This is a genomic window from Marinomonas maritima (assembly GCF_024435075.2).
Lineage (GTDB): Bacteria > Pseudomonadota > Gammaproteobacteria > Pseudomonadales > Marinomonadaceae > Marinomonas > Marinomonas maritima.
In genome coordinates this window covers 135,300-156,874 of sequence record NZ_JAMZEG020000001.1, presented here as the reverse complement: position 1 = coordinate 156,874, position 21,575 = coordinate 135,300, and the positions used below count along the sequence as shown (strand labels likewise).

Below are 21,575 nucleotides of genomic sequence, written 5' to 3'. Positions count from 1 at the left end.
TTCAACATCTAGAAATAAAATTAAGGATCAACAAAACATAATGGAATTAGAATTTAAAGAACTGCCTTTTTATAAGCGATGGTTATATAACATTTTAGGGTTTAGTATCATCCCAATAATTATTAGTCCTGTAGGATTGATTTATATATCTGTTCCAGAAGAACAAAAAACAGCCATCAAGAGCTGGATCCCGAACAATATTAAAGACTATTCACTATCTTTATACTCAGCAGAAACTTGGTTAGTTATATTACTTGTAATAACTATTATCTGTTCAATATGGGGTGGAATAGGAAGCCATATCAACGCTATTATAATGAAAAACAAATATAAGGTTATCCGTAAATCTTATATTTCTTTAAAAAAAGAGAGTGAAAGCAAATCAATAAACTGCTATCACCTTTTTAGTAATTGGTTATATTCATACAGCAACCATCTTAACCTAACAGTAAGCGAAAGAGTAAGTTTATATAAACTCGACATGAATTTATTTTCTTGTATTGGAAGGTACTCTGAAAATGAAAAGTTCAATAGCAAACCATCTCGATTGTACCCAAGGCATCAAGGGGGAATATCTCGCACATGGGAAGCGGGAGTATTTGAAGACACTGGAGCTCCGGATCCAGAAAATGACATGCAGGCATGGGTTGACTACAATGTAGATAACTATGATTTCACAGAAGAAGATCTATCAAAAATAAGAATGAAAAGTCGCGCATTTTATGGGATTAGATTAAAAAATCTTCGACAACAGACGATTGCGGTAATTCTCTTTGAATCTTTACAGCCTAATGGACTACCAATTGAAAAGTGTAAGCGACTATTAAATTCTCAGGAAAAAATGAATCTCATATCACTGATCGATTCACTAGATAAACATATCCCAACTCTAGAATCAGCTAGAAAGGAGGGTTTTTAATGAAAGCTGCTATTTCTAATATAATCAAATATCTATTGAAAGAATACCCATATAAAAAAGAACTATCTGCTTCAAGACTTACTAAAATGATCTATCTAATAGATTGGAAAAGTTCTATTGATTCTGGCAAACAAATAACAAATGCAAGATGGCACTTTGATCATTTTGGGCCATATGTTGATGATTTTGTTAATTTAGCCAAAGAAGATAAAGATATTATTGTTGAACACACATCTAATGCTTATGGTGGAAAAAAGCAATTATTCAAATTGAGTGATAACTTTAATGGAAAAATAGAGATTTCAGAAAAAGAAAGAATAATTGCAGATCATGTCATAAAAGTTACAAAAACAAAAAACTACCAAGATTTTATAAATCTTGTTTATTCAACTTACCCTATAATATCAAGCAACCGATATGACGATTTAGATTTAGTTGAATCGGCAAAAAAGTACAAGAAAATATTAAAATAAGCAACCAGCTTAAAATCATAATGATTTATAGCACTAGGTAATGACATTATCATCCCTAGTGCTATAAATTATTTTCTTTAAAATATTCCATAGGCTCGTTCCAAACAAGCTCTTCAGAGTTCCAGTCACACTTTATCACTGGCACTTGCAAGTCACTCATTTTCCAAGTGGGATATTCTTTTGTTTGAAAACAGCTTTTAAAATCCAAGTAAAATTTATGAAAAATCTCTTTACCGTATTGGGCTTCGAGGAGAATGTGAATTGCACCTACCGCATTGATCACAGCTTCTAAAGATGCGCTCTCAAAGTTGCCTCCACGATCATGCTTCACCGCATTATAAGCATCATACCAAGTAAGACTTTTAGTAGGCTGCTCTTCATTCCAATCACAAAATGGGGCTATAAAATTGAGTGATGGATGCATTTTCAATTTAATTTTATATAAATCTAACCTCAAAGGTCCGAGAGCTTTTATATAATCTCTAGTCGAGTAGTTCCTTTTATTTTTATATCCATTGTCTTTCAAAAATTGTAGTAAAAGGTACTCTACTTCGGTACAGGCCAATATCAGAACTTCTCTTATCTTATGCCCATACGATATTAGGTTTTTTTGTGTTGGCTCTATGACTTTAAAAAGATCGTCCAGCATATCTACAATATTGTAATAGGCTCTTACCTCATCAGTGAAAGCCCCTTCTGAAGTCAATCGATCATACAAATCACAATTATCTAAAGCCATTCGAGGATGGTATTCACCAGCTTCAAGCGTGCTTTTAGAAAAATCTTTAATTGTAATTGATACAGTTTCTCCATGTCGCCTTAGATAATGAGTAATTACTTTAACAATAGGATCTTCAACACCATAATCAAGGTCTACTTGAGACTGGTAATCCTCCCACTCTCCCCAGCTAATTTGATCGTGAATTGGAAAGTACTTTGCGCCAACAAAAAACAAACAAGCGTCATCGTCTTTTTGAAAGTAGCCCAATTCACCACCCTCAGTCCTAAAAACATAACTATCCATACAGCTCATCCATTCTTCAATGTCTATTTTCTATTGAACCATCATGTTCGATTCGTCACTATTTGAAAACATTTTTATTGACTTCTTTTTCTGACCATCCTATCTTTTAAGGGTGTTGGCAAAATCCAACACTAGGGTGTGGAAACCCTAGACCTACAAGGACGCACATTACCGCCGCGTCGCGGTTTTTTTGTGCCATAATGCTTGCGTTATGGTGGTTGTGCGTGGGGAGGCTTCGGCCTGCCAGCTCCTTGTAACTGGTTTTCCACCCCCGCGCGCAGCCACCACCCATGTGTGGAAACATGAGTAGTGGTTTAAATCTTACAAGGAGATAAACCATGAATAACGCTATTGTTCGTTCACAGCACCACCACGCCCTTTTGCCGCCTGTCGGCTCCCTTTCTGCTTTACCTTCTCAAAGCTCTTTACCTACTCAAAGAATAGGCATTGGCCGTATCGTCGCGGTTTGCGTCGAAAGCGACACACCTTTGTTCGTTCAAACGCCGAATGGCGCCATCTTTTCTATCGGCGGTTTATCCGATCGTCAGAAGCAACAACTCCTTACCCTGTTACCCGATCTCATCCATACCCGTGTCCGCTTTCAGTACAGCCAACAAAATGACCTTGGCCAAGCGGTCGATGCGATGTTTCAAACCTTGCTCATCGAGGGCGACACCCGCCACAGAGCCAGCTCAGTCGTGTTTAATACTGGATTTAACAACATGCAAGGAGTACAGCATGGATAAGCCAGACATTGATTCAGTACAAGATTTCAACATGGAGCGAGTAAACTTGGACATGACAACATCTGACGAAATAAAACGCCAAATACACCATATGTCGTTTGGGATCGATGCATTAGACGGGCTAGGAATGATGGCGGCCCATGCCGTGGATGACGACATAGGCGTCACAGGGGAACAGATAGGAAGTTTACTAAAGTGTGTGGAATACAGTTTATTGATGGCTCAAAGGAGTTTGGGGTCAGATCAAAAACTAATCTGTCAGGGGTGCTGCGTTATACATGCCCTTCAAATCCTCAGTGCAATCAAGTAAATATGTAAACCTAGTTTCTTGATCTGACCCCAAAACTTAATTATCAGCTCAACCGGACACAAGCTCGGCATGTCTGGCTTACAAACCGCCATGCACCGCTTAAAAGAAACAATGGCAAAGCGTGACTTAAAAGATAACTTTTGGAGTTTGCACTTTCTTAAATCAAAAGGCATGTCTGACGCAGAAAGCGACCACATCGCGGGTCACAAAACAGAACGAATGAGAAATAAATACAAGACGAAAATAGAAAGGCATAAAGCGGCAAGATAGCCGTTGTGCCTATTTAGGCACATTTTAGGCAAAAAAAAACCTGCTATAAAAGCAGGTTTTCTTTAAACATGGTGCCCGGAGACGGAATCGAACCGCCGACACGAGGATTTTCAATCCTCTGCTCTACCGACTGAGCTATCCGGGCAAGTGGGGCGTATTATAGAGAAACCTTTTTACGGGTCAATAGTTTTTTTGAAAAAAAATTAAAAACTTAGTTTCTTCTGCTCGTCTGGTATTATCTTCCTATATCAAGGAGATAAACTTATGCTTCACGTTGTACTTTACCAACCAGAGATTCCACCAAACACAGGCAATGTCATTCGCCTGTGTGCCAATACTGGCTACCATTTACACCTAATCGAGCCATTTGGCTTTGAACTTGAAGATAAAAAGCTACGCAGAGCAGGATTGGATTACCATGAGTTTACTCGCCTTAAACGCTATCCAAACTTTCAGTCTTTTGTTGATCAAAACGAGATAGGCACTATCTACGCGTTGACAACAAAAGGTAGCCGTATCCACAGCGAAGCCCGCTTTGTTGAAAACGATGTTCTTGTCTTTGGACCTGAAACACGGGGGTTGCCGGCGGAGTTTATCGAGGCATTACCCCCCGCTCAGCGACTGCGGTTGCCGATGCAGGCCAGCTCCCGTAGTTTAAACCTGTCTAATACGGTTGCCGTTATGGTTTATGAATCTTGGCGTCAGCTTAACTACGCCATGCCATCAGATAGCGAATAATAAGCAGAGGTACAATGAATTCTCTAGGATTGCTCCTAAAACGAAAGAACAGCCGCCATAAATTCCGGAAAAAAGTGCATTTACATGAAACCAGTGACATAAAAAAGCGCTTTATCTTATTAGCTGGTGTCATCGCACTGCACAGTTTGGCGATGGTATTCTTTGAAGACCTCAATTGGTGGCAAGCCTTCTGGCTGACAATGACGTCAGCTAGCACCACAGGCTACGGTGATATCTCTGCCGTGACCTTCTGGGGTCAGTTTTCAACCATTCTGTTAATTTACGGGTTGGGAATTACACTGCTCGCACTCATCGCCAGTGACTATGTTGAACTCAGGCTAATGCGCAAAGAAATGCGTATTAAAGGCCGTATAAAGTGGGACGATATGCAAAACCATATACTTATCATTAATACTCCAAAATACGATTCAGAGCGCTATTTGGGATTGTTGATCAGTCAGATCAGCCAAACGCCAGAACTTGTCGACATTCCAGTACAAATTTTGACGACAGCGTTTCCTGAAGGCCTACCTATTGAACTTAGATCACAAGGTGTTGTTCATCATACTGGAGATGCATTAGACGACGGTATGCTAACGTCAGCCGGAGTACAGAAAGCCAAATACATTATTGTGCTTTGCCAAGATACACAAGACAGCCACTGTGACAGTTCGACCTTTGACACACTGCATCGCATTCAAGAACTAGCCCCTACGGCCTTCATCATGGCAGAAGCCATCAATGACTCAAATAGACCTAGATTCAAAGCAGCGGGCGCAAATGCCGTTATTAGGCCCGTTAGAGCTTACCCTGAAATGCTAGTGCGTTCTCTCATCGCTCCGGGAACAGAACAAGTACTGGAAGATTTATTCCGTCACCAAGGGGATCATACGATTCGACTCAATGTGCGCTTAAAGGGGGTGACTTGGGCACAAGTCGTCACCACATTAATTCAAAAGAACATTGGTACTGCGCTTGGTTATGTGCAAAGAAATGGGGACATTATTACCCATCCACAAACCTATTCGATCATAGAGGCAGAAGGTTTAATTATTTTAATAAATGACGATCAAGTGATCCCGTCATTAGAAGAAATTCGTCAATACTTTATATAAATAAAATCAAAGGCTTAAACTTGCTTATCTTGCAATTTAAGCCCGATTATTTCAATCTGACTGCCATTCATCTGCCTGATTGTTAGACGAATATTACCGAAACGAATCCGATCACCCACAACAAGATGCTTACCAAGCTGGCGCTGTAACAGCGCCGCTGCCGTGTCTGTGTCTTCAATACCGTCAATTGGAACGCCATAGACTTTCGCTAAATCCAATAAAGACGCATCACCACGAATCGCAAACTCACCAAAGAAATCCTGCAATAAGAATGAAGAAGACGCTTGGTGAGAAAAAATTTGCGCAACGTCATTCACGTCCTCAGGATGCAATAGCATCCAGATTCTATCTCCTGACTTCAACACGGTATTGGCATTGACCACAATTGGCTGTTGATCACGAACGAGAGATACAAGCTGAGGTGTAGAGACGGTTTCGCTGGGCACATTCCGTACAATCGATGCGGGAATACGGACGCCTTCCGCCTGAATCAAAAATTCATACAACTCCAACGAGTGATTCGAATTAGCGTCATTGATTAAAGAAAAACGCGTGGTGGGCGCCGGCGCCGGCGGCACTTCTAGTTTTAACCACCGAGCAACGTGAGGCACCGTTGACCCTTGCAGCAACAAAGAGATCAGTACCACCGTAAAGGTAATCTCGAATAATAATTCTGAATTAGAAAGACCCGCAATAATAGGATACAGAGCCAACACAATCGGCACCGCACCGCGCAACCCCACCCAACTAATATACACACGCTCACGCCAGCGAAAATCAAACGGCAACAAACAAATCATAACGGCCACGGGACGGGCCACAAAAATAAGAAACGCAGCAATACCGACCGCTTGCCAGCCATGAGTCAACAAACTGGATGGCGTAACAAGAAGCCCAAGTAACAAGAACATGCTAGCCTGAGCCAACCAAGCCAAACCATCCATGACCTGAGAAATTGACTCAAGGTGCTTGATTCGCCCATTGCCAACGGTTAATCCGACCAAGTACACAGCAAGAAATCCACTGCCACCAATCATGTTCACACCAGAAAAAATTGCCAAACCAAACGAGATAATAAGCAACGCATACAAACCTTCGATAAGCGGAACACGGCGTAAAATCATTAATAAGAATTTGCCGCCAAGAAAGCCGAACAGACCTCCTACCGCAAATTGCTGAGCCATTTGTCCCAAGAAAGCCCAAACACTCAAATGGTCGGAGCTTTGCAGCAAACCAGTGAGCATGACCACCAGCAGAATAGCCATTGGATCATTGGCTCCGGACTCTATTTCTAGTGTGCCGCCCACTCGTTCATTCAATTTAACGCCGCTATTACGCAATAAACTAAAGACCGCCGCTGCATCCGTAGAACCAACGGTCGCACCCAGTAATAAACCATAAATGAGTTTTACGTCTAATAACCACGCAGCGAAAACACCAACCGCGGCCGTGGTGAAAACAACACCTAATGTAGCAAGAGATAAGGATGGCCATAATGCCACGCGAAATGTACTGGTTTTGGTCTGCATACCGCCGTCTAACAGGATGACGGCTAAGGCAAGATTACCAACAAAAAAGGCAAGATTTGGATTGTCAAAGTCCAGTCCGCCGACTCCATCCTCCCCTGCAAGCATTCCCATTCCGAGAAAAACAAGTAGTAAAGGTAAGCCTGCACGAACAGTAAAAGAACTGGCTAGAATACTGATTAACAGCAATATTCCAGCTAAAAAGATAAAAGCATTAGTGTCGATAGTAAGAACAGCCCTATTCGTTTAGAGTTGACCCGTCAACGTTAAGTATTTCTCCATTAACTGCTCTTCCGTTTCTTTGAAATTAGGATCCAACGGAATGCAATCAACCGGACAAACCTGCTGACACTGCGGTTCATCAAAGTGCCCTATACATTCGGTGCATTTTGATGGGTCTATTACATAGATTTCTTCACCTTGAGAAATCGCTTCATTCGGACACTCAGGCTCACACACATCACAATTAATGCATTCATCGGTAATAATAAGAGACATTCTGCTCTCCTAAGACCCGCTGTATTGTCTTTAGTTACATCGCCAAACAGCGGAACTTGAAAATTTGACATTAAATCGTTTGATAATGCTCTTGTAGAACACGCTTAACTTCTGGATTGACAAATTGGCCAAAATCACCGTTCAAAGAGGCTATTTCGCGAACCAATGTCGACGAAATATAAGAGTATTTTTCTGAAGGCGTCAAAAAAATACTTTCCACATCGGGCGCAATTGCACGGTTCATATTGGCTAATTGAAATTCATATTCAAAATCCGATACCGCACGCAAGCCGCGGATCACGACTTTGCCACTGACTGAACGAGTAAATTCGGTCAATAAGTTATCAAAACCAACTACTTCCACATTGGGCAAATGACCCAATACTTTTTTAGCCAATGAAATACGCAAGTCATGAGACAACGCTGGGCGCTTTTTAGGACTCGCAGCCACGGCCACGATCACTTTTTCAAATAGTTTTGATGCGCGCTCAACCAAATCCGTATGGCCGTTCGTAATAGGGTCAAATGTGCCCGGATAAACCGCAATCGTACTCATAGCTTTCATCCAAAAAATTAATAAGGGAGAACGAGTCTGGTAACTGACAAGTTTTTTCCGCTCTCATTCCCGTTTAGGGGTCGCATCATATAGGAATACGACCTTGTTCTCAATTCACCGATCAAGGTGAGTCTTTTTCTCGCGCCTGATCCTCTCAATTTTACGATATTAAATACTGTAAGGAGCCAATACTTGCTTCAAAAAAGAAATCGCAAGAAAGATGAAAATAGGCGATAAATCAAGTCCACCTAATGTTGGAATGACCCGCTGACAAGCACGATATAAAGGGGCGGTAACTTGTCCAACTAACATAGCGCCTGGGTGATTTGCTCCAGGAGCAACCCAGCTTAAAATCACTGAAATCAGCATTGCCCAGAAATACAAATCCAGCAAATGGTATAAGGTGCCAGCAAACGTATAAATAGCATAGCTGGCGGGAGAAATAACCGCACCTTTAATCAGTACAACAAAAACAACCGTTAAGAGCTGGACTGCAAATGCGAGCACTAGAGAAGCCGTGTCTAAACGACCTATCGATGGAATCACTTTGCGCAAAGGAAGAACAATAGGGCTGGTCACTTTGACGATGCTTTGACTAATAGGATTATAAAAATCGGCTCGCGTTAGTTGAAGCACTAAACGCAGCAAAACAACAAATAAGAAAAGGTTAAAAATAACCTTCACTAACATAACAAATGGATCTGAATACATGTTCAATATTCCTTAAATTAGTCTTTTTTAGCGGAAAAATTGCTCGCCATTTCTTTTGATCGATTAACGCAGGCTGTCATTGCATCTGCGACTATTTTATCAATATTAGAGGCTTCAAAAGACAACAAAGCTTGTTCTGTTGTTCCCTTAGGCGACGTAATATTGTTACGTAACTGAGCAATTGGATCATCCAGCTCTATTACCATTCGAGCAGCCCCCAACATGGCATGACTGGCTAATGCTCGGCTTGTCTTTTCATCAAGTCCCTGCTCTTTGCCGTTTTTGATCATGGCTTCAAGGAATCGAAAAAAATAAGCGGGAGCACTGCCTGACAAGCTGGTCACGGTATGCATGTGCACTTCATCTTCTACCCAAACAGAGTGCCCAATACTAGAAAAAAGCTCACTCACTTGCGCTTTTTGCGCTTCAGTAGTGTATTCATTGGCGATTAAACCAGTCATCCCTGCGCCCAATTGAGAAGGCGTATTAGGCATACTACGGACAATCGCCACAGACTTACCTAACCAATAAGCCAATGAGTCTAATTCAACACCCGCTGCAACCGAAATAAACAGTTGATCGTCACGCACATGCGCCGAAAAATCTTCAATAACCGCCTGCATTTGCGCGGGTTTAACACACAAAACAACCACATCGGCCTGATTTACAGCCATATCATTGTCAGCCAACATGGCAATACCATATTGCTCATGATAATAATTACGTTTTTCTGGGGTTCTCGATGTACCAATGATTTTATCAGCTGGGTAACCGCTAGCAAGCATGCCACTAAAAATCGCTCTGGCCATATTTCCTACACCAATAAAGGCAATACTTTGTGTCATTTTACATCCTATTTTTTAATTCTCTAAGCTGGCAAAAAATACCCATCCGCTTATTCAATAAATGATATGGCACTGGGTGGCATTCACACCTTAGCCGAATAATCACGCGATCCAAAGATTGCCGTACCCACACGAACCATGGTGCTACCAGATTGAATGGCCGCCGGTAAATCTCCAGACATACCAATAGATAAGGTATCTATCATGCTGTCGGATTTGGATAATTCAAGAAAGGCGTTTACAAGAGGTTCATACACAGCGCATTGCGCGGCATGGCTTTCTTGTGGCGCGGGAATCGCCATTAACCCTCTGAGACACAAGTTTGGTAGCGTTCTAATGAGGTCGACCATTACATCTAAATCTGACAAGGTTACCCCAGATTTACTGTCTTCACCGCTAATGTTAACTTGAATACAGACATTGAGTAGAGGCATATCTACTGAACGCTGATCGCTAAGGCGGCGAGCAATTTTTTCTCGATCAATGGAATGCACCCAATGCATCGTTTCGGCAATAAGACGGGATTTATTAGATTGGATGGGGCCAATGAAGTGCCATTCGATGTCCGCTAAATGTGCTAACGCATGACACTTATCCACCGCTTCTTGCACGTAATTCTCACCGAATGCTCTTTGACCAGCATGATACGCAGCTTCTAATGCGGATAGAGGCTTTGTCTTACTGACCGCCAACAATCGCACACAACCCGCTTTTCGTTTGTACTGCTGAACCAGTTGATCAATCTGTTGGGAAACTAAGGTTAAATTCGCCTTCACGTCTTCCGCTTCATTGCTTTCGATTTCAATCACCATTGCTCACCACACTCCTTTTCATCAAGATGTAACGAGATGCTCCGTTTCCACTTTATATAAAAAAAATAGGGAAGAAACGATAGGGTGCGCATCATAGCACTATTTTAAAAAACAGAAAAAAGCTTATAACGAATAAAAGTCAGAGCTAGATTCATAATAAGCACCATGAAATTCTAGGCGATATCCAGGTAAGTTGTGTAGTGAGTTTGCAGCGAATGAAGCAGCCTGATGAAGCGACTCTAATGATGAATGCTCGGGATAAAAAGCAATACCGATAGACACACCTGCACGTATCAGCCGATTGCTAGAAAGGCTAGAGTCACTCAATGTTTTCAATAGCTTAGTGGCCACAATCTCAGCATCCTCTAAATGCTGAATCCGGATCCCCATGACCAATTCACGCTCATCATAATGCGCAAGGAGATCATTATCTCGCACCGTATCTTGCATAATACCAGCCCACACTTTCAACTCGCCCTCATCTATTGTCGACGTCGAAAGCAATCGCAGCGAAAATAATGCAGCTCGTTGAAAATGACGACGAGAATCTTTTAATACAATATTAAAACTATTATCAAAACTAAAACGTCGTAATAAGCCTGTCGATGGGTCTCGATGACTGCCTTCCAACAACAGATAATCAGCTTTTTCTCGCTCAAATACAGAGTCCAACCAAGAGGCGTAACTGTCTAAAGCCAGTCCCATTAGCTCTCCTTCTAACAGGGTGTCTTCACGTTGAAATGCTAACATTAAATAGATAGAGCCCTGACCATCGGAAACGCTAACCATGGATACATCTGAAAAACCATGACGTTCAAAAAAAACCTGCCAGTGTTTCCACTCTAACAAATTCGGAATATTCATGTCATGACGTTTAGGGCAAGAAGGGGTGGCTGCAAACGTAATCAACGCTTGAGGAACAGTAACCAATCGGCCATTTGGACTAAGTAAGCTTTCATTAATAGAATCTACATATTGTAAATGCCATTGCGAACACTCTTTGTCACACACGATAAAAAGACAATACGCATTGGGTAACTGAGCCTGTAGCCTATTTTTAAAGCTATTCAACAAGGAGCTTAATAAAGCCCCCTTTGAAATCATGCGTAGCATTTGGGGCATGTCACTGTATAGATCTTTGATAAAATCTCGTTCTCTTTCAAGATAGGCAATACGAGATCGCAAGACCTGCTGTTCCTTAAGCAATTCGTTTGATGCGTTTATAGGCATAAAATACTAAAACCACAATAGTCCATAATTGAAACTAGATTAACGACCTAAGATAAAAAGTAAAGGATATAGTAAAGCCAAATGAGAGAAAGAAAATAATCTGGCCTTACTTATTTGACTCAAACAATCTGATAAACACGTTGACCAGAAATATACGTCGCAATCACACGTCCCACAAATTCATCACCAAAGTACGGGGAATTATGGCCTTTTGTCTTCCGGGTATCATACGACCATACCCAACGAGCCGTACTATCAAACAAAATAAAGTCGGCAAAACTTCCTACAGACAAAGAACCTGCCTCTAGACCAAAACAAGCAGCAGGACCCGATGTTAAGCAAGAGAGCACGGTGGAGAACGACAAGTCTCCTTCATCCATTAACAACATAGCCAAAGGCAATAAAATCTCGACGTTCGCCATACCAGGTTCAGTGGCTGCAAACGGGGCGATTTTCGCCATTTTTTCATGGGGCTGATGATCGGAACAAATAGCGCTAATGACACCCGCTTTTATTCCCTCGATTAGAGTCAAACGGTCTTCATCGCCTCGCAACGGTGGTAACACATGGTAGTGACCATCGAACCGGCTCAACACCTGATCATTCAACAGTAGGTTATGTACAGCAACATCCGCCGTCACATCCAATCCAGACGCCTTTGCATCCGCGATCATTTCAACCGACTTGGCACAAGACAAACGAGCAAAATGCGCGCGCACCCCTGTTTTTTCGACCAGTAATAAATCACGCATCAACGCAATGGTTTCCGCTTCTTCAGGAATACCCGCTAAGCCATGCATGGTCGACATCAGGCCTTCGTGAGCACAGCCCCCTTCAGAAAGGCTCGATTCATCAGGATGAAACACCACCAATAAATCATGTGTCGCGGCGTACTCAAGCGCACGAGAAAGTACTTTAGTACTCGCCATTGGATGACGATGATTGGACACTGCGATGCAACCCGCGTCCGTCAATGCCACCATATTACTCAGCTGTGCGCCTTCCAACCCTTGCGTTAACGCGCCAATAGGAAACACATTAGCCATTCCCGCCTCGTCCGCTTTGTCTTGAATTAACGCGGCAACCGCTGGTGTATCCACAATAGGGCGCGTATCTGGAGGACAAACTAACGTCGTCACACCACCGGAAACCGCTGCACGTCCTTCCGTTGCGACACTGCCTTTTTGAGTCAATCCAGGCTCACGTAACGCCACAGCAAGATCCACTAAACCCGGCAACACCCATTGACCTGTCGCATCAACGACCTCAGCATTTTCAAAACCTGCTGGAGCATCGCCAATCGCTACGATTTTTTGATTGTCGATGAACAAATCCGTGACCGCATCAATATCTTGACTCGGGTCGATAATACGACCATTTTGAATACGTAATTTCATGCTATTTTTCATCCCTCGTTACTGACGAATCATCACTTTGTAACTGACCACTCATCGCCATAGACATCACTGCCATTCTCACTGCGATGCCATTGGTTACTTGATCCAAAATTACAGAATGCTTACCGTCCGCGACTTCCGAAGAAATTTCTACTCCGCGGTTAATCGGACCTGGGTGCATGACGATGGCATCGGGACTCGCCCAAGCTAACGTTTCTTCCGTCAAACCATACAATCGATAGAATTCGCTTTCACTCGGCAACAAAGCGCCTTTCATGCGCTCTTTTTGCAAACGTAACATCACTACCACGTCGACGTCTTTTAAACCGGCTTCTAGGTCATGGCAAATCGTGGCGCCCATTTCAGCAAAAAAGCTAGGCACTAATGTTTTCGGTCCAACCAGACGTATATCGCTAACGCCTAACGTCGTCAGCGCTTGTAACTGAGAGCGAGCCACACGTGAATGCAAAATATCACCGACAATCGCAATTTTGAGCCCATCAAAGCTGCCTTTGTGGCGACGAATCGTCAACATATCTAACATCGCTTGTGTTGGGTGAGCATGTCGCCCATCACCTGCATTAATGATGGCAACATTCGGCGTACAGTGTTCAGCAATAAAATGCGCCGCCCCGCTGTCCGAATGGCGCACGATAAACATGTCGCTCTGCATGGCTTCTAAATTTTTCAGGGTATCCAGTAAGGATTCGCCTTTAGACGTCGCAGAAGTTTCAATATTGAGGTTAATCACATCCGCCGATAATCGCTTACCAGCTAATTCAAAAGTGGTACGTGTACGAGTGGAATTTTCAAAAAATAGGTTTACGACGGTTTTACCGCGTAAAAGAGGCACTTTTTTAACGGACTGCTCGCCCATCGAAAGGAAGGATTCTGCTCGATCAAGAATCTCAGTCAAAATGGTTTTATCCAATCCATCCAGCGTTAAAAAGTGCTTAAGCTGCCCGTGTTCATTTAACTGTAATGCCCGAGGCTCGGATCGCATCATGGTTTGCTTTCCTCAAACTGCAAAGACGGTATCGTCTTACTCTATTTAAAATAGGAAGTCTGGATAGGAAAATGCCCGGTACAGACAAACTGCAGCCGGGCATTAATGACATTAAACGGTTGTCTCGCCGTATTTTTTTGGTGAGATATCATTCTTCTAACCGCTGTATCGTCAATCTTATCCATACGTTAATTGTCGTACGTGTTCGACAAAAAATAAAGCTTTGTTCTGACTATTAATGGGTATCAATGATAGAAACACCCAGTGTTTTTGGCCCAGTTAGCTTAACCCTTTGATCAGGATTGAGTGTTAAATGCTCGCCAACAATATCTGCTGCAATAGGAAGCTCATGCTGCCCCAAATCGTAAAGAATGGCTAACGTAATACTAGCAGGTCGACCGAAATCAAAAATTTCGTTCATCGCGGCACGAATCGTACGACCAGACATAAGCACATCATCAACCAAGATGACGTGACGATCTTCAATCGCTGGCAATGACGTTTGATTCACCTTCGGGTTCAATCCCGCTTTCGTAAAATCATCACGATAAAAAGTAATGTCCAACGTCGCTAAAGGCTCAGTGGTTGGCACCGCTGATATCAAACGTTCTGCCACCCAAACACCACCAGTATGAATCCCAACAACAATGGCATTCTCAATGTTTTTCTTTTCACAATATGCCGTCAGCTGCGTTTTCATTGACGCTAGAGAATGCTCTAAATCTAACTTCATTTTTTTTCAAACCTTGTTCTTAAATTCACAATAAACCACCATTCAACCAGCTACTCACTTAGTCGTCTCGGCAAACCAAGTTTCTACAATCATCTGAGCCGCCAAACCATCCACCGAATTCTCTTTAAAATTTCGGTTTCCTTTCTGAGCAATTACCTGCCCTTTGGCCTCATAGGAAGACAATCGTTCGTCCATCATATGGTAAGGAAGGTTGAAACGTCCATTCAATCGCTTGGCAAACTTGCGTGCTCGTTGGCACATCTCATTTTCTGACCCGTCCATGTCTAATGGCAAGCCCACTACGAAAGCATCTGGCTTCCACTCTTCTACCACCTTGGTGATCTCATCCCAATTAGGAATACCATCTTTGGCTTTTATCGGGTCAAGCGGTTGAGCCGTTCCTGTAATACTCTGACCAATAGCAACACCCATTCGAGTCGTGCCAAAATCAAAACCCAATACTGAACGAACAGTATTGGGTTTATGGTTATCGTTTAAAGATGTTTCTGTCGAGATTGACGCTGTCATTAACCATGTCCTATATCCGGTGAAAGTCTTGCCATATCAATCCCCAATACTCGCGTAGCGGCGGTAAATTGCATATCACTTGGTGTATGGAATAATACGTCTAAATCCGCTTCACATACTAGCCAATCATTATTCGCAATTTCAGACTCAAGCTGTCCTGCGTCCCAGCCTGCGCACCCTAATGTAATGCGAAAGGCATTTGGTCCCTTACCTTCGGCGATTTCTTCAAGCGCTTCCAAAGAGGCAGACAAAGACACGTCATCGGTGACTCGTAACGTATTGCTCCAAACTTTGTCTGCTGTGTGCAAAATAAAACCCCGTTCAGCTTCTACTGGTCCGCCCGTATAAATGGGTTCAGACGTTAAACGCGGGCTACCAATTTTAATGCCAAGGTGATCCGCTAATTCAGTAAAATCAACATTTGAGGGGCGATTGATAATAATCCCCATCGCGCCCGCTGTAGTGTGTTCGCAAAGATAAATAACAGTGTGTTCAAAGTGTGGGTCGTCTAGGTGTGGCATTGAAATTAAAAAGTGATTTTTAAACGAATCGAAAAATGCATTCATAGTCATGTGCCCTCTTTAAATGTATGACAGCGCAAAGATCGCGCCAGAGACTTAAACCTAAGAAGTACTTGAATACCTGAACCTAAAAATAACTCGCCAACAAGGCAATATAGAAGAGCAAAGAAGACGGCAAAGCAGCACTGCCGTCTCAAACAGTATAGGGCAAGATGAGAATTTACCTACCCCAAATACACAAATTGTTACTGAAAGCCTTCAAAACTCACATTCCAAGCAGTAAACTGTCGTTACTGGACGTGTAAAAAAGAGTCCAACAGCCATCATTTTTATCCTTGGAACATACAAATGCCATTAACTTCGACGAAGAATGCTCAAAGTACATCGGTTCAAGCCGAGACACTTTGTCATCTTTACGCGGTGAATTTGGCACAATGGGTACAACACTACCAAGCTGAAACAGTGGACTTGCGCTATTTTTTTCATAGCGGCTGGTCTTCCTAGTTCTTCCTATATTGTCCTTACCACCATAAAACATACTCTATAAAAGAGAATGTTCTTCTATATTTAAAAAGACAAAACCGCCCATCATTGGCGAAATAGGAAACAACCATGCAACTACAAGCAATAGATTACACCAGCGCAACAGCGCAAGAAGATTTCGTAAAATCCCTGCGTGAAACTGGTTTTGGCGTTTTAAAAAACCACCCCATTCAAAAAAACCTCGTCAGCGCAATCTACAGTGAATGGCAGACCTTTTTTGATAGTAAAGAAAAACACGAATACCTTTACAACAAAGGCACCCAAGACGGTTTTTTCCCGCCTAATGTGTCGGAAACAGCCAAAGGTCACACCAAGAAAGACATCAAAGAATATTTTCACTATTATCCGTGGGGGCAATGCCCAACCGATAAAAAAGCCCTACTGACGCAATATTATGCCGAAGCCAACACATTAGCGTCAGAGCTACTCGCTTGGGTTGAAGCACATTCCCCGGTAGACGTTGCCAAGCATTACTCGCAATCCCTTTCTAGCATGGTGGACGACAGTGATCAGACCTTGCTGCGTGTCCTGCATTATCCACCGTTAAAAGGCGATGAAGAATTAGGCGCAATTCGAGCGGGAGCGCATGAAGACATTAACCTACTGACCATCCTGCCATCTGCCAACGAGCCAGGCTTACAGGTCAAAGCCAAAGATGGCACCTGGATGGACGTTCCTTGCGACTTTGGTACCTTGATTGTGAATATTGGCGATATGCTACAAGAGGCCTCTGGGGGCTACTTTCCATCCACGTCACACCGCGTTATTAACCCAGAAGGTGCCGACAAAACTAAATCGCGTATTTCTTTGCCTTTATTCCTTCATCCAAAACCGGAAGTCGTTTTATCCAAACGCCACACCGCTGGCAGCTATTTGCATGAACGCCTTGTTGAGCTTGGTGTGATTTAATACATTTAGAACAGCTTTGTTACAACCAAAAAAAGCGCCTTAGAAAGCGCTTTTTTTCTATCTTATCAACATCAAAACACGGCTTTCAGCGACAAACTTATGCCAGACAAAAATAGTAACACCATGGCTGCGCGCTTTATCGTCTCAGGCGGTACATTCGGTGGATAGCGCTTGGCGAAAAGCGTCGCCAAAAACACACAAGGTACGCCAATAACGCTTAACCAGATCATCTCCATAGTGACCTGCCCTGCGACAGACGTAATCCCAATACGAGTTAGACAAGAGATAAAAAACACGCTCAACAGCGATGCTCGAATCACGTTTAAAGACACAGGTTGACGATACATCAAATACGAAATAGGTGGCCCTGCTGTAGAAAATAAACCGCCCAACACACCAGCAAAACCACCGCATAGAAAAAAGGCCCAAGGCTTAGACTCGATGGGATTTGTTTTCGGTTTAATCAGACTCATACCACACGCTAACATAATGGTTATGCCAAGAAATAATTGTAGCCAATGCAAAGCACCACTTTCTAAACTACCAAGTAAATAGACACCAAACACCGTCGCTGGAATGCTTCCGAGAAAGAACACCAACAACACTTTCACCTTGGCTTCTCGCCATAAACCACCAGCCAACCCCGTCACACTATTAATTAAACTCAACACACTAACGACAAAAGCCGCCACGTCTAATGGCACTAAAGAAAACAAGGCCGCCGCACTCATCACTACGAGACCAAAGGCAAAGCCCGTAATGGTTTGCACATAACTGCCCAATACAAACAATGCTAATAGCGCAAAAGGAATTTCATTCATCAACAACGGCCTTTTATTTTTCAATAATCAATGGTTTATTAGAACATAGATTTGTCATGGCCTTTAGCAAACCGCATAGATTATGCAAATTACAAGAAACGACCGAGTTTCCCGCTTCATGTCCTTTCATTTTCAATCATTGCCCATAAGAATGTTATTCAACGACATCATCAAGGTCATTATTTATGAAAGAGTCACTAGACATTCAATTTGTTTCCGACATCATGTGCCCTTGGTGCGTCGTCGGTCTTGGCAATCTCAATAAAGCATTAGACGAACTAAAAGACACGGTTAGTGCAGATATCACCTTCCAGCCTTTTGAGCTCAATCCAGAGATGCGCCCAGAAGGACAGGACTTTAGCGAACACATCACAGAAAAGTACGGCATTACCAAAGCGCAATCAGACGAAAATAGAGCCATGATTCAAGCCCGCGGCAAAGAAGTCGACTTTGATTTCAACTTCACACCGGAAAGCCGTATGCGCAATTCTTTCGACGCGCATCGATTGTTACATTGGGCAAATTTAGAAGGCAAACAAGCGGAGCTTAAAATGGCGTTATTTAAAGCGCATTTTACGCACAACCAAGATGTTAGCGATTACAGTACGTTGGCAAATCTAGCGGCCAGCGTAAATCTTGATCCAGCGGCGGCCAAAGGTATTTTAGAAAATGGGCATTTTATCGATGAAGTGCGTAAACAAGAAAAAATGTGGCAGCAACATGGCATCACATCCGTTCCCACTGTCATTATTAATAACAAGTACGCGATTTCTGGCGGGCAACCCGTCGACACGTTTAAAAAAGCAATCGAAGACATCCTGACGGAGACAAAAGCTAGCTAGCGCGTTTTCCTAGCAAATTTTTTCTTATACGGCTCAGCGCCACGGGCGTGATACCGATATAAGACGCAATCTGCTGCTGAGGAATGCTATCTTTTAGCTCTGGATAATCCACACAAAAATCCAAATAGCGTCGCTCTGCGGAGTGTTTTACAAAGGCGCTTTCTCGTTCTTCTTTAACAATGAAAATACTTTCTAGAAAGTGTACATACCATTCTAGAAAGTATTTGTCCTGACGCATTTGCTCATAAAAAGCCTGCCAAGGATAAGATAAAATCATGCAATCTTTTAATGCTTGTATGCCGAACAACGCTTTGGCTCCCGTTACCATCGCCTTCGTCGAGCCCATGATTCTTGACCCTTTCACAAACGTTTGTGTAAATTCTTTACCTTGATCCGAGACACTTACATAGCGCACTAACCCTGTGTGTAAAAAATACAGTCGGTTCGCGGTGTCTCCTTGTTGGAAAAGATAGTCACCTTTACGAACAAGGTGCATTTCTAACGGTAATGTCAGTTGTTGCCAATCAATGTCATAGCCCAATTCATTAAAGTAGGCCTGAAAGCTATTTTGCAGCTGTACTCGATCCATTGGTCATTTTTACCTTGGTTAGGTTTCCATCAATAAGAAGCAGTGCAATCAATAACAACATAATACCTACGACAAAGCGCCAATCAGCCAAACTGAATAAACGAGACTGCGACAAGGCCGTAAATAACGCAACCCACACCGGTATTGTATAAGAAAATGCCAGTAACCGACTCGCCCCTGCGGTCATCACCAACCGTTGTTGCAACACAAAGGTAAACAGCGTTGTAAACACCGTCAAATACAAGATGGTCACCCAGAAGTCTTGCGACAACCACTGCACCTGACTAAGCTCCCCCCATAGTAAAGCGACGGGCAACAACCAAAGTGTACCAAATAACATAATCATAAAAGCACCAGACAACGCACCTAAAGATCGTCCCCACTTTTGTACTGACACCACATGCAAGGCCAATAACACGCACGCTCCCAGAAACAAATAATCACCAGAATGCCATTGTAAATCGTCATAAGGCTGCGTCGACAACAATACAACGACAGCACCAATTGATCCCAAAACAAACCCGACTATTCGCCATAAAGGCGCAGCTTCTTTCAGCCAAACTTTTGCAATAAAAACCCCCATCAAAGGCACAAGGGTATACAGCACCGACGTATTCAGTGGCGTAGTCGACTGTAACGCCACGAAAAGTCCAATAAAAAAACCCACCAGCGCACCACTAATCACCACATAATGGAATATCCGCTGCCCTGAAGAAAAGAGCGCTTGAAACTGCTCCGCTTTACTCAACCCTGCACGCTGCCAACTAAATAACAGCACCGGAAATAAAATCAACAACGCCAATAAAAAACGAAACGCCGACGTCGCAATCGGGCTCGCAAACGCCACCATATGACCCGAAACAATAAAAGACGACGCCATCAGCCAAGCCCACAATAATAAGCTAAATACTTGACTCACGATGTCGCTCTCTTACCCATTTCGTCACTGGATAATAGCGCTAATTTATCAGCCAAAAAACGATCAAATAAATGCTCAGCTATCACCAGCTCTAAATCAAATCCAAATACATCGGTTAATACTTGATGTAACTCTTTTGGCGAATGCAGAACGCGCTCTTGCGTTCCATCCTGATGTTTCATCGTCATAATATGGTTTTTTAATGTTACGGTGCGGTCCGCATTTTTTAAGCTCGCAACCAAATTGTTCACAAAACCCGCTTTCGGATAATGTGACGAGTAAAAGTTGCCCATTACACAATCCGCATCTGAATACACAGCCAGATCAAAACGATACAGAGTGAAATAATCACCGTCTTTCATAATCTGAACATCGTATTCACCGCTTTCTTTTAACAGAATACGATACACATCTGACTCAACACGTTGCAGTAGATTCGGCTGTAACACTAAAGGCGCGATCGGGCAGTTGGCTCCAAAACCAGTGTCAATCAAATAGGTCACACCATCGTGCGTCAATAAGGTGACTCGGTGCGTTCTTGGCACATCGTGATCTTGATTATTCAATACCCGAGCCATCACCAACGTCACGTCATAACCCACGGATTTTAATAACTCAAACGTCAGCTTGTTATGTTCAAAACAATAACCCCCTAGACCATGCGTCACTATTTTTTGACTGATTGCGTCTAAATCAAGAGAAACCTCCTCGCCCATCACCACCGCCAAACTATTAAAGCTGTAACGTGCAAGGTGCTCTGCTTGCAGCAATTTCACAAATTTAAGACTAAGTTGCTCCGGTGCAACCAAACCAAGATCATCTAGGTAGTTTTTCAGACTCAATGACAACGACATAATGTGCCCCTTTAAAATAATCAACAAATACAGAATACAACCAAGATTACAGGAGCCAGACGAGTAAATAATTAACATAGGTTAAGAGAGGTATTTTGATTTCGAGGACTAATTAGGGTCAAGATGAAGAATACGGGGGG

General features: G+C 42.8%; 28 protein-coding genes and 1 tRNA gene. 11 read left to right on the top strand and 18 right to left on the bottom strand.

The window, feature by feature from the left end; translation table 11 throughout:
- Positions 1-40: 40 nt before the first annotated feature.
- On the top strand, positions 41-919 hold the full coding sequence (locus M3I01_RS00830; protein ID WP_255893652.1) for a hypothetical protein: 879 nt from the start codon (positions 41-43) through the stop codon (positions 917-919).
- The gene (locus M3I01_RS00825) at positions 919-1,392 is read left to right on the top strand and encodes a Panacea domain-containing protein (RefSeq protein ID WP_255893651.1); all 474 of its coding nucleotides are present in this window, start codon (positions 919-921) and stop codon (positions 1,390-1,392) included. The genes M3I01_RS00830 and M3I01_RS00825 overlap by 1 nt, the downstream gene beginning before the upstream one ends.
- Before the next feature lie 61 nt (positions 1,393-1,453).
- Here M3I01_RS00825 and M3I01_RS00820 read toward each other — a convergent pair whose 3' ends face one another.
- Positions 1,454-2,416, bottom strand: a complete 963-nt coding sequence (locus M3I01_RS00820) for a hypothetical protein (protein ID WP_255893650.1) — start codon at positions 2,414-2,416, stop codon at positions 1,454-1,456.
- 338 nt (positions 2,417-2,754) lie between these two features.
- Between M3I01_RS00820 and M3I01_RS00815 the strand changes: the two genes are divergently transcribed.
- The 3 genes from M3I01_RS00815 (at position 2,755) to M3I01_RS00805 (ending at position 3,742) form a co-directional block, all read left to right on the top strand.
- On the top strand, positions 2,755-3,162 hold the full coding sequence (locus tag M3I01_RS00815; RefSeq protein ID WP_255893649.1) for a hypothetical protein: 408 nt from the start codon (positions 2,755-2,757) through the stop codon (positions 3,160-3,162).
- Complete coding sequence (locus M3I01_RS00810) at positions 3,155-3,472, top strand: hypothetical protein (protein ID WP_255893648.1); 318 nt, start codon at positions 3,155-3,157, stop codon at positions 3,470-3,472. Before M3I01_RS00815 ends, M3I01_RS00810 begins: the two co-directional genes overlap by 8 nt.
- A 69-nt stretch (positions 3,473-3,541) precedes the next feature.
- Complete coding sequence (locus M3I01_RS00805) at positions 3,542-3,742, top strand: hypothetical protein (protein WP_255893647.1); 201 nt, start codon at positions 3,542-3,544, stop codon at positions 3,740-3,742.
- 69 nt (positions 3,743-3,811) lie between these two features.
- Here the strand turns inward: M3I01_RS00805 and M3I01_RS00800 are convergent.
- Positions 3,812-3,887: transfer RNA gene (locus tag M3I01_RS00800), tRNA-Phe, on the bottom strand.
- Between the two features lie 119 nt (positions 3,888-4,006).
- On the opposite strand from M3I01_RS00800, the gene trmL reads away from it, so the two are divergent.
- Entirely contained in the window at positions 4,007-4,480 is a 474-nt protein-coding gene (gene trmL, locus M3I01_RS00795) for a tRNA (uridine(34)/cytosine(34)/5-carboxymethylaminomethyluridine(34)-2'-O)-methyltransferase TrmL (protein WP_255893646.1), read from the top strand.
- Positions 4,481-4,494: 14 nt separating this feature from the next.
- Entirely contained in the window at positions 4,495-5,595 is a 1,101-nt protein-coding gene (locus M3I01_RS00790; protein ID WP_275564860.1) for a potassium channel protein, read from the top strand.
- Between the two features lie 14 nt (positions 5,596-5,609).
- Here the strand turns inward: M3I01_RS00790 and M3I01_RS00785 are convergent, their stop codons facing one another.
- The 9 genes from M3I01_RS00785 to M3I01_RS00745 all read right to left on the bottom strand — a co-directional run bounded on the left by M3I01_RS00785 (position 5,610) and on the right by M3I01_RS00745 (position 14,176).
- Positions 5,610-7,346: a potassium/proton antiporter gene (locus M3I01_RS00785; protein ID WP_255894771.1), complete on the bottom strand. Its 1,737-nt coding sequence runs from the start codon at positions 7,344-7,346 to the stop codon at positions 5,610-5,612.
- A 21-nt stretch (positions 7,347-7,367) separates the two neighbouring features.
- The gene (locus M3I01_RS00780) at positions 7,368-7,619 is read right to left on the bottom strand and encodes a YfhL family 4Fe-4S dicluster ferredoxin (protein ID WP_255893642.1); all 252 of its coding nucleotides are present in this window, start codon (positions 7,617-7,619) and stop codon (positions 7,368-7,370) included.
- A gap of 70 nt (positions 7,620-7,689) precedes the next feature.
- Entirely contained in the window at positions 7,690-8,175 is a 486-nt protein-coding gene (coaD, locus tag M3I01_RS00775; protein WP_255893641.1) for a pantetheine-phosphate adenylyltransferase, read from the bottom strand.
- Between the two features lie 168 nt (positions 8,176-8,343).
- The gene (locus M3I01_RS00770; RefSeq protein WP_255893640.1) at positions 8,344-8,886 is read right to left on the bottom strand and encodes a YggT family protein; all 543 of its coding nucleotides are present in this window, start codon (positions 8,884-8,886) and stop codon (positions 8,344-8,346) included.
- Between the two features lie 17 nt (positions 8,887-8,903).
- The gene (gene proC, locus M3I01_RS00765; RefSeq protein WP_255893638.1) at positions 8,904-9,731 is read right to left on the bottom strand and encodes a pyrroline-5-carboxylate reductase; all 828 of its coding nucleotides are present in this window, start codon (positions 9,729-9,731) and stop codon (positions 8,904-8,906) included.
- 83 nt (positions 9,732-9,814) lie between these two features.
- On the bottom strand, positions 9,815-10,543 hold the full coding sequence (locus M3I01_RS00760; protein ID WP_255893637.1) for a YggS family pyridoxal phosphate-dependent enzyme: 729 nt from the start codon (positions 10,541-10,543) through the stop codon (positions 9,815-9,817).
- Between the two features lie 123 nt (positions 10,544-10,666).
- The gene (locus M3I01_RS00755; protein ID WP_275564859.1) at positions 10,667-11,728 is read right to left on the bottom strand and encodes a diguanylate cyclase domain-containing protein; all 1,062 of its coding nucleotides are present in this window, start codon (positions 11,726-11,728) and stop codon (positions 10,667-10,669) included.
- Positions 11,729-11,892: 164 nt separating this feature from the next.
- On the bottom strand, positions 11,893-13,170 hold the full coding sequence (locus M3I01_RS00750; RefSeq protein WP_255893633.1) for a dihydroorotase: 1,278 nt from the start codon (positions 13,168-13,170) through the stop codon (positions 11,893-11,895).
- A 1-nt stretch (position 13,171) separates the two neighbouring features.
- A complete protein-coding gene (locus tag M3I01_RS00745; RefSeq protein ID WP_255893632.1) occupies positions 13,172-14,176 on the bottom strand; it encodes an aspartate carbamoyltransferase catalytic subunit in 1,005 nt (334 codons plus the stop codon).
- A 71-nt stretch (positions 14,177-14,247) separates the two neighbouring features.
- Between M3I01_RS00745 and M3I01_RS00740 the strand changes: the two genes are divergently transcribed.
- Complete coding sequence (locus M3I01_RS00740; RefSeq protein ID WP_255893631.1) at positions 14,248-14,415, top strand: hypothetical protein; 168 nt, start codon at positions 14,248-14,250, stop codon at positions 14,413-14,415.
- On the opposite strand, the gene pyrR is transcribed toward M3I01_RS00740, so the two are convergent.
- The 3 genes from pyrR to M3I01_RS00725 are packed head-to-tail and all read right to left on the bottom strand — an operon-like array spanning position 14,412 to position 16,009.
- The gene (gene pyrR, locus M3I01_RS00735) at positions 14,412-14,909 is read right to left on the bottom strand and encodes a bifunctional pyr operon transcriptional regulator/uracil phosphoribosyltransferase PyrR (RefSeq protein WP_112134908.1); all 498 of its coding nucleotides are present in this window, start codon (positions 14,907-14,909) and stop codon (positions 14,412-14,414) included. The two genes, M3I01_RS00740 and pyrR, sit on opposite strands and share 4 nt — an antisense overlap.
- A gap of 54 nt (positions 14,910-14,963) precedes the next feature.
- Positions 14,964-15,437: a Holliday junction resolvase RuvX gene (ruvX, locus tag M3I01_RS00730; RefSeq protein WP_255893629.1), complete on the bottom strand. Its 474-nt coding sequence runs from the start codon at positions 15,435-15,437 to the stop codon at positions 14,964-14,966.
- Positions 15,437-16,009 carry a YqgE/AlgH family protein gene (locus M3I01_RS00725; protein ID WP_239495626.1) on the bottom strand — a complete coding sequence of 191 codons (573 nt, stop codon included), beginning with the start codon at positions 16,007-16,009 and terminating at the stop codon, positions 15,437-15,439. The genes ruvX and M3I01_RS00725 overlap by 1 nt, the downstream gene beginning before the upstream one ends.
- 297 nt (positions 16,010-16,306) lie before the next feature.
- On the opposite strand from M3I01_RS00725, the gene M3I01_RS00720 reads away from it, so the two are divergent.
- Both M3I01_RS00720 and M3I01_RS00715 read left to right on the top strand, forming a co-directional pair.
- Positions 16,307-16,462 carry a hypothetical protein gene (locus M3I01_RS00720; protein ID WP_255893628.1) on the top strand — a complete coding sequence of 52 codons (156 nt, stop codon included), beginning with the start codon at positions 16,307-16,309 and terminating at the stop codon, positions 16,460-16,462.
- A gap of 108 nt (positions 16,463-16,570) precedes the next feature.
- Positions 16,571-17,410 (top strand): isopenicillin N synthase family dioxygenase, encoded by an 840-nt coding sequence (locus M3I01_RS00715; protein ID WP_255893627.1) that lies wholly within the window; start codon positions 16,571-16,573, stop codon positions 17,408-17,410.
- Positions 17,411-17,481: 71 nt separating this feature from the next.
- Here M3I01_RS00715 and M3I01_RS00710 read toward each other — a convergent pair whose 3' ends face one another.
- Complete coding sequence (locus tag M3I01_RS00710; protein ID WP_255893626.1) at positions 17,482-18,231, bottom strand: sulfite exporter TauE/SafE family protein; 750 nt, start codon at positions 18,229-18,231, stop codon at positions 17,482-17,484.
- A 185-nt stretch (positions 18,232-18,416) separates the two neighbouring features.
- On the opposite strand from M3I01_RS00710, the gene M3I01_RS00705 reads away from it, so the two are divergent.
- Positions 18,417-19,073 (top strand): DsbA family oxidoreductase, encoded by a 657-nt coding sequence (locus M3I01_RS00705; RefSeq protein ID WP_255893624.1) that lies wholly within the window; start codon positions 18,417-18,419, stop codon positions 19,071-19,073.
- Here M3I01_RS00705 and M3I01_RS00700 read toward each other — a convergent pair.
- From M3I01_RS00700 to M3I01_RS00690, 3 genes are read right to left on the bottom strand one after another with little or no spacing between them, the layout of a single operon-like run.
- Positions 19,066-19,662, bottom strand: a complete 597-nt coding sequence (locus tag M3I01_RS00700) for a Crp/Fnr family transcriptional regulator (protein ID WP_255893622.1) — start codon at positions 19,660-19,662, stop codon at positions 19,066-19,068. The genes M3I01_RS00705 and M3I01_RS00700 overlap by 8 nt on opposite strands.
- Positions 19,637-20,581 carry a DMT family transporter gene (locus tag M3I01_RS00695; protein WP_255893620.1) on the bottom strand — a complete coding sequence of 315 codons (945 nt, stop codon included), beginning with the start codon at positions 20,579-20,581 and terminating at the stop codon, positions 19,637-19,639. Before M3I01_RS00695 ends, M3I01_RS00700 begins: the two co-directional genes overlap by 26 nt.
- Positions 20,578-21,435 carry an arylamine N-acetyltransferase family protein gene (locus M3I01_RS00690; protein ID WP_255893619.1) on the bottom strand — a complete coding sequence of 286 codons (858 nt, stop codon included), beginning with the start codon at positions 21,433-21,435 and terminating at the stop codon, positions 20,578-20,580. Before M3I01_RS00690 ends, M3I01_RS00695 begins: the two co-directional genes overlap by 4 nt.
- Positions 21,436-21,575: the final 140 nt, after the last annotated feature.

Coding starts and splice junctions, on each gene's coding strand:
- M3I01_RS00805 (WP_255893647.1), top strand. CDS start 3,542: ATGTCTGGCTTACAAACCGCCATGCACCGCTTAAAAGAAACAATGGCA.
- M3I01_RS00720 (WP_255893628.1), top strand. CDS start 16,307: ATGCCATTAACTTCGACGAAGAATGCTCAAAGTACATCGGTTCAAGCC.
- M3I01_RS00745 (WP_255893632.1), bottom strand. CDS start 14,176: ATGATGCGATCCGAGCCTCGGGCATTACAGTTAAATGAACACGGGCAG.
- M3I01_RS00725 (WP_239495626.1), bottom strand. CDS start 16,009: ATGACTATGAATGCATTTTTCGATTCGTTTAAAAATCACTTTTTAATT.
- coaD (WP_255893641.1), bottom strand. CDS start 8,175: ATGAGTACGATTGCGGTTTATCCGGGCACATTTGACCCTATTACGAAC.
- proC (WP_255893638.1), bottom strand. CDS start 9,731: ATGACACAAAGTATTGCCTTTATTGGTGTAGGAAATATGGCCAGAGCG.
- M3I01_RS00790 (WP_275564860.1), top strand. CDS start 4,495: ATGAATTCTCTAGGATTGCTCCTAAAACGAAAGAACAGCCGCCATAAA.
- M3I01_RS00815 (WP_255893649.1), top strand. CDS start 2,755: ATGAATAACGCTATTGTTCGTTCACAGCACCACCACGCCCTTTTGCCG.
- M3I01_RS00715 (WP_255893627.1), top strand. CDS start 16,571: ATGCAACTACAAGCAATAGATTACACCAGCGCAACAGCGCAAGAAGAT.
- M3I01_RS00810 (WP_255893648.1), top strand. CDS start 3,155: ATGGATAAGCCAGACATTGATTCAGTACAAGATTTCAACATGGAGCGA.
- M3I01_RS00830 (WP_255893652.1), top strand. CDS start 41: ATGGAATTAGAATTTAAAGAACTGCCTTTTTATAAGCGATGGTTATAT.
- pyrR (WP_112134908.1), bottom strand. CDS start 14,909: ATGAAGTTAGATTTAGAGCATTCTCTAGCGTCAATGAAAACGCAGCTG.
- M3I01_RS00780 (WP_255893642.1), bottom strand. CDS start 7,619: ATGTCTCTTATTATTACCGATGAATGCATTAATTGTGATGTGTGTGAG.
- ruvX (WP_255893629.1), bottom strand. CDS start 15,437: ATGACAGCGTCAATCTCGACAGAAACATCTTTAAACGATAACCATAAA.
- M3I01_RS00750 (WP_255893633.1), bottom strand. CDS start 13,170: ATGAAATTACGTATTCAAAATGGTCGTATTATCGACCCGAGTCAAGAT.
- M3I01_RS00770 (WP_255893640.1), bottom strand. CDS start 8,886: ATGTATTCAGATCCATTTGTTATGTTAGTGAAGGTTATTTTTAACCTT.
- M3I01_RS00820 (WP_255893650.1), bottom strand. CDS start 2,416: ATGGATAGTTATGTTTTTAGGACTGAGGGTGGTGAATTGGGCTACTTT.
- trmL (WP_255893646.1), top strand. CDS start 4,007: ATGCTTCACGTTGTACTTTACCAACCAGAGATTCCACCAAACACAGGC.
- M3I01_RS00690 (WP_255893619.1), bottom strand. CDS start 21,435: ATGTCGTTGTCATTGAGTCTGAAAAACTACCTAGATGATCTTGGTTTG.
- M3I01_RS00740 (WP_255893631.1), top strand. CDS start 14,248: ATGCCCGGTACAGACAAACTGCAGCCGGGCATTAATGACATTAAACGG.
- M3I01_RS00710 (WP_255893626.1), bottom strand. CDS start 18,231: ATGAATGAAATTCCTTTTGCGCTATTAGCATTGTTTGTATTGGGCAGT.
- M3I01_RS00700 (WP_255893622.1), bottom strand. CDS start 19,662: ATGGATCGAGTACAGCTGCAAAATAGCTTTCAGGCCTACTTTAATGAA.
- M3I01_RS00825 (WP_255893651.1), top strand. CDS start 919: ATGAAAGCTGCTATTTCTAATATAATCAAATATCTATTGAAAGAATAC.
- M3I01_RS00705 (WP_255893624.1), top strand. CDS start 18,417: ATGAAAGAGTCACTAGACATTCAATTTGTTTCCGACATCATGTGCCCT.
- M3I01_RS00760 (WP_255893637.1), bottom strand. CDS start 10,543: ATGGTGATTGAAATCGAAAGCAATGAAGCGGAAGACGTGAAGGCGAAT.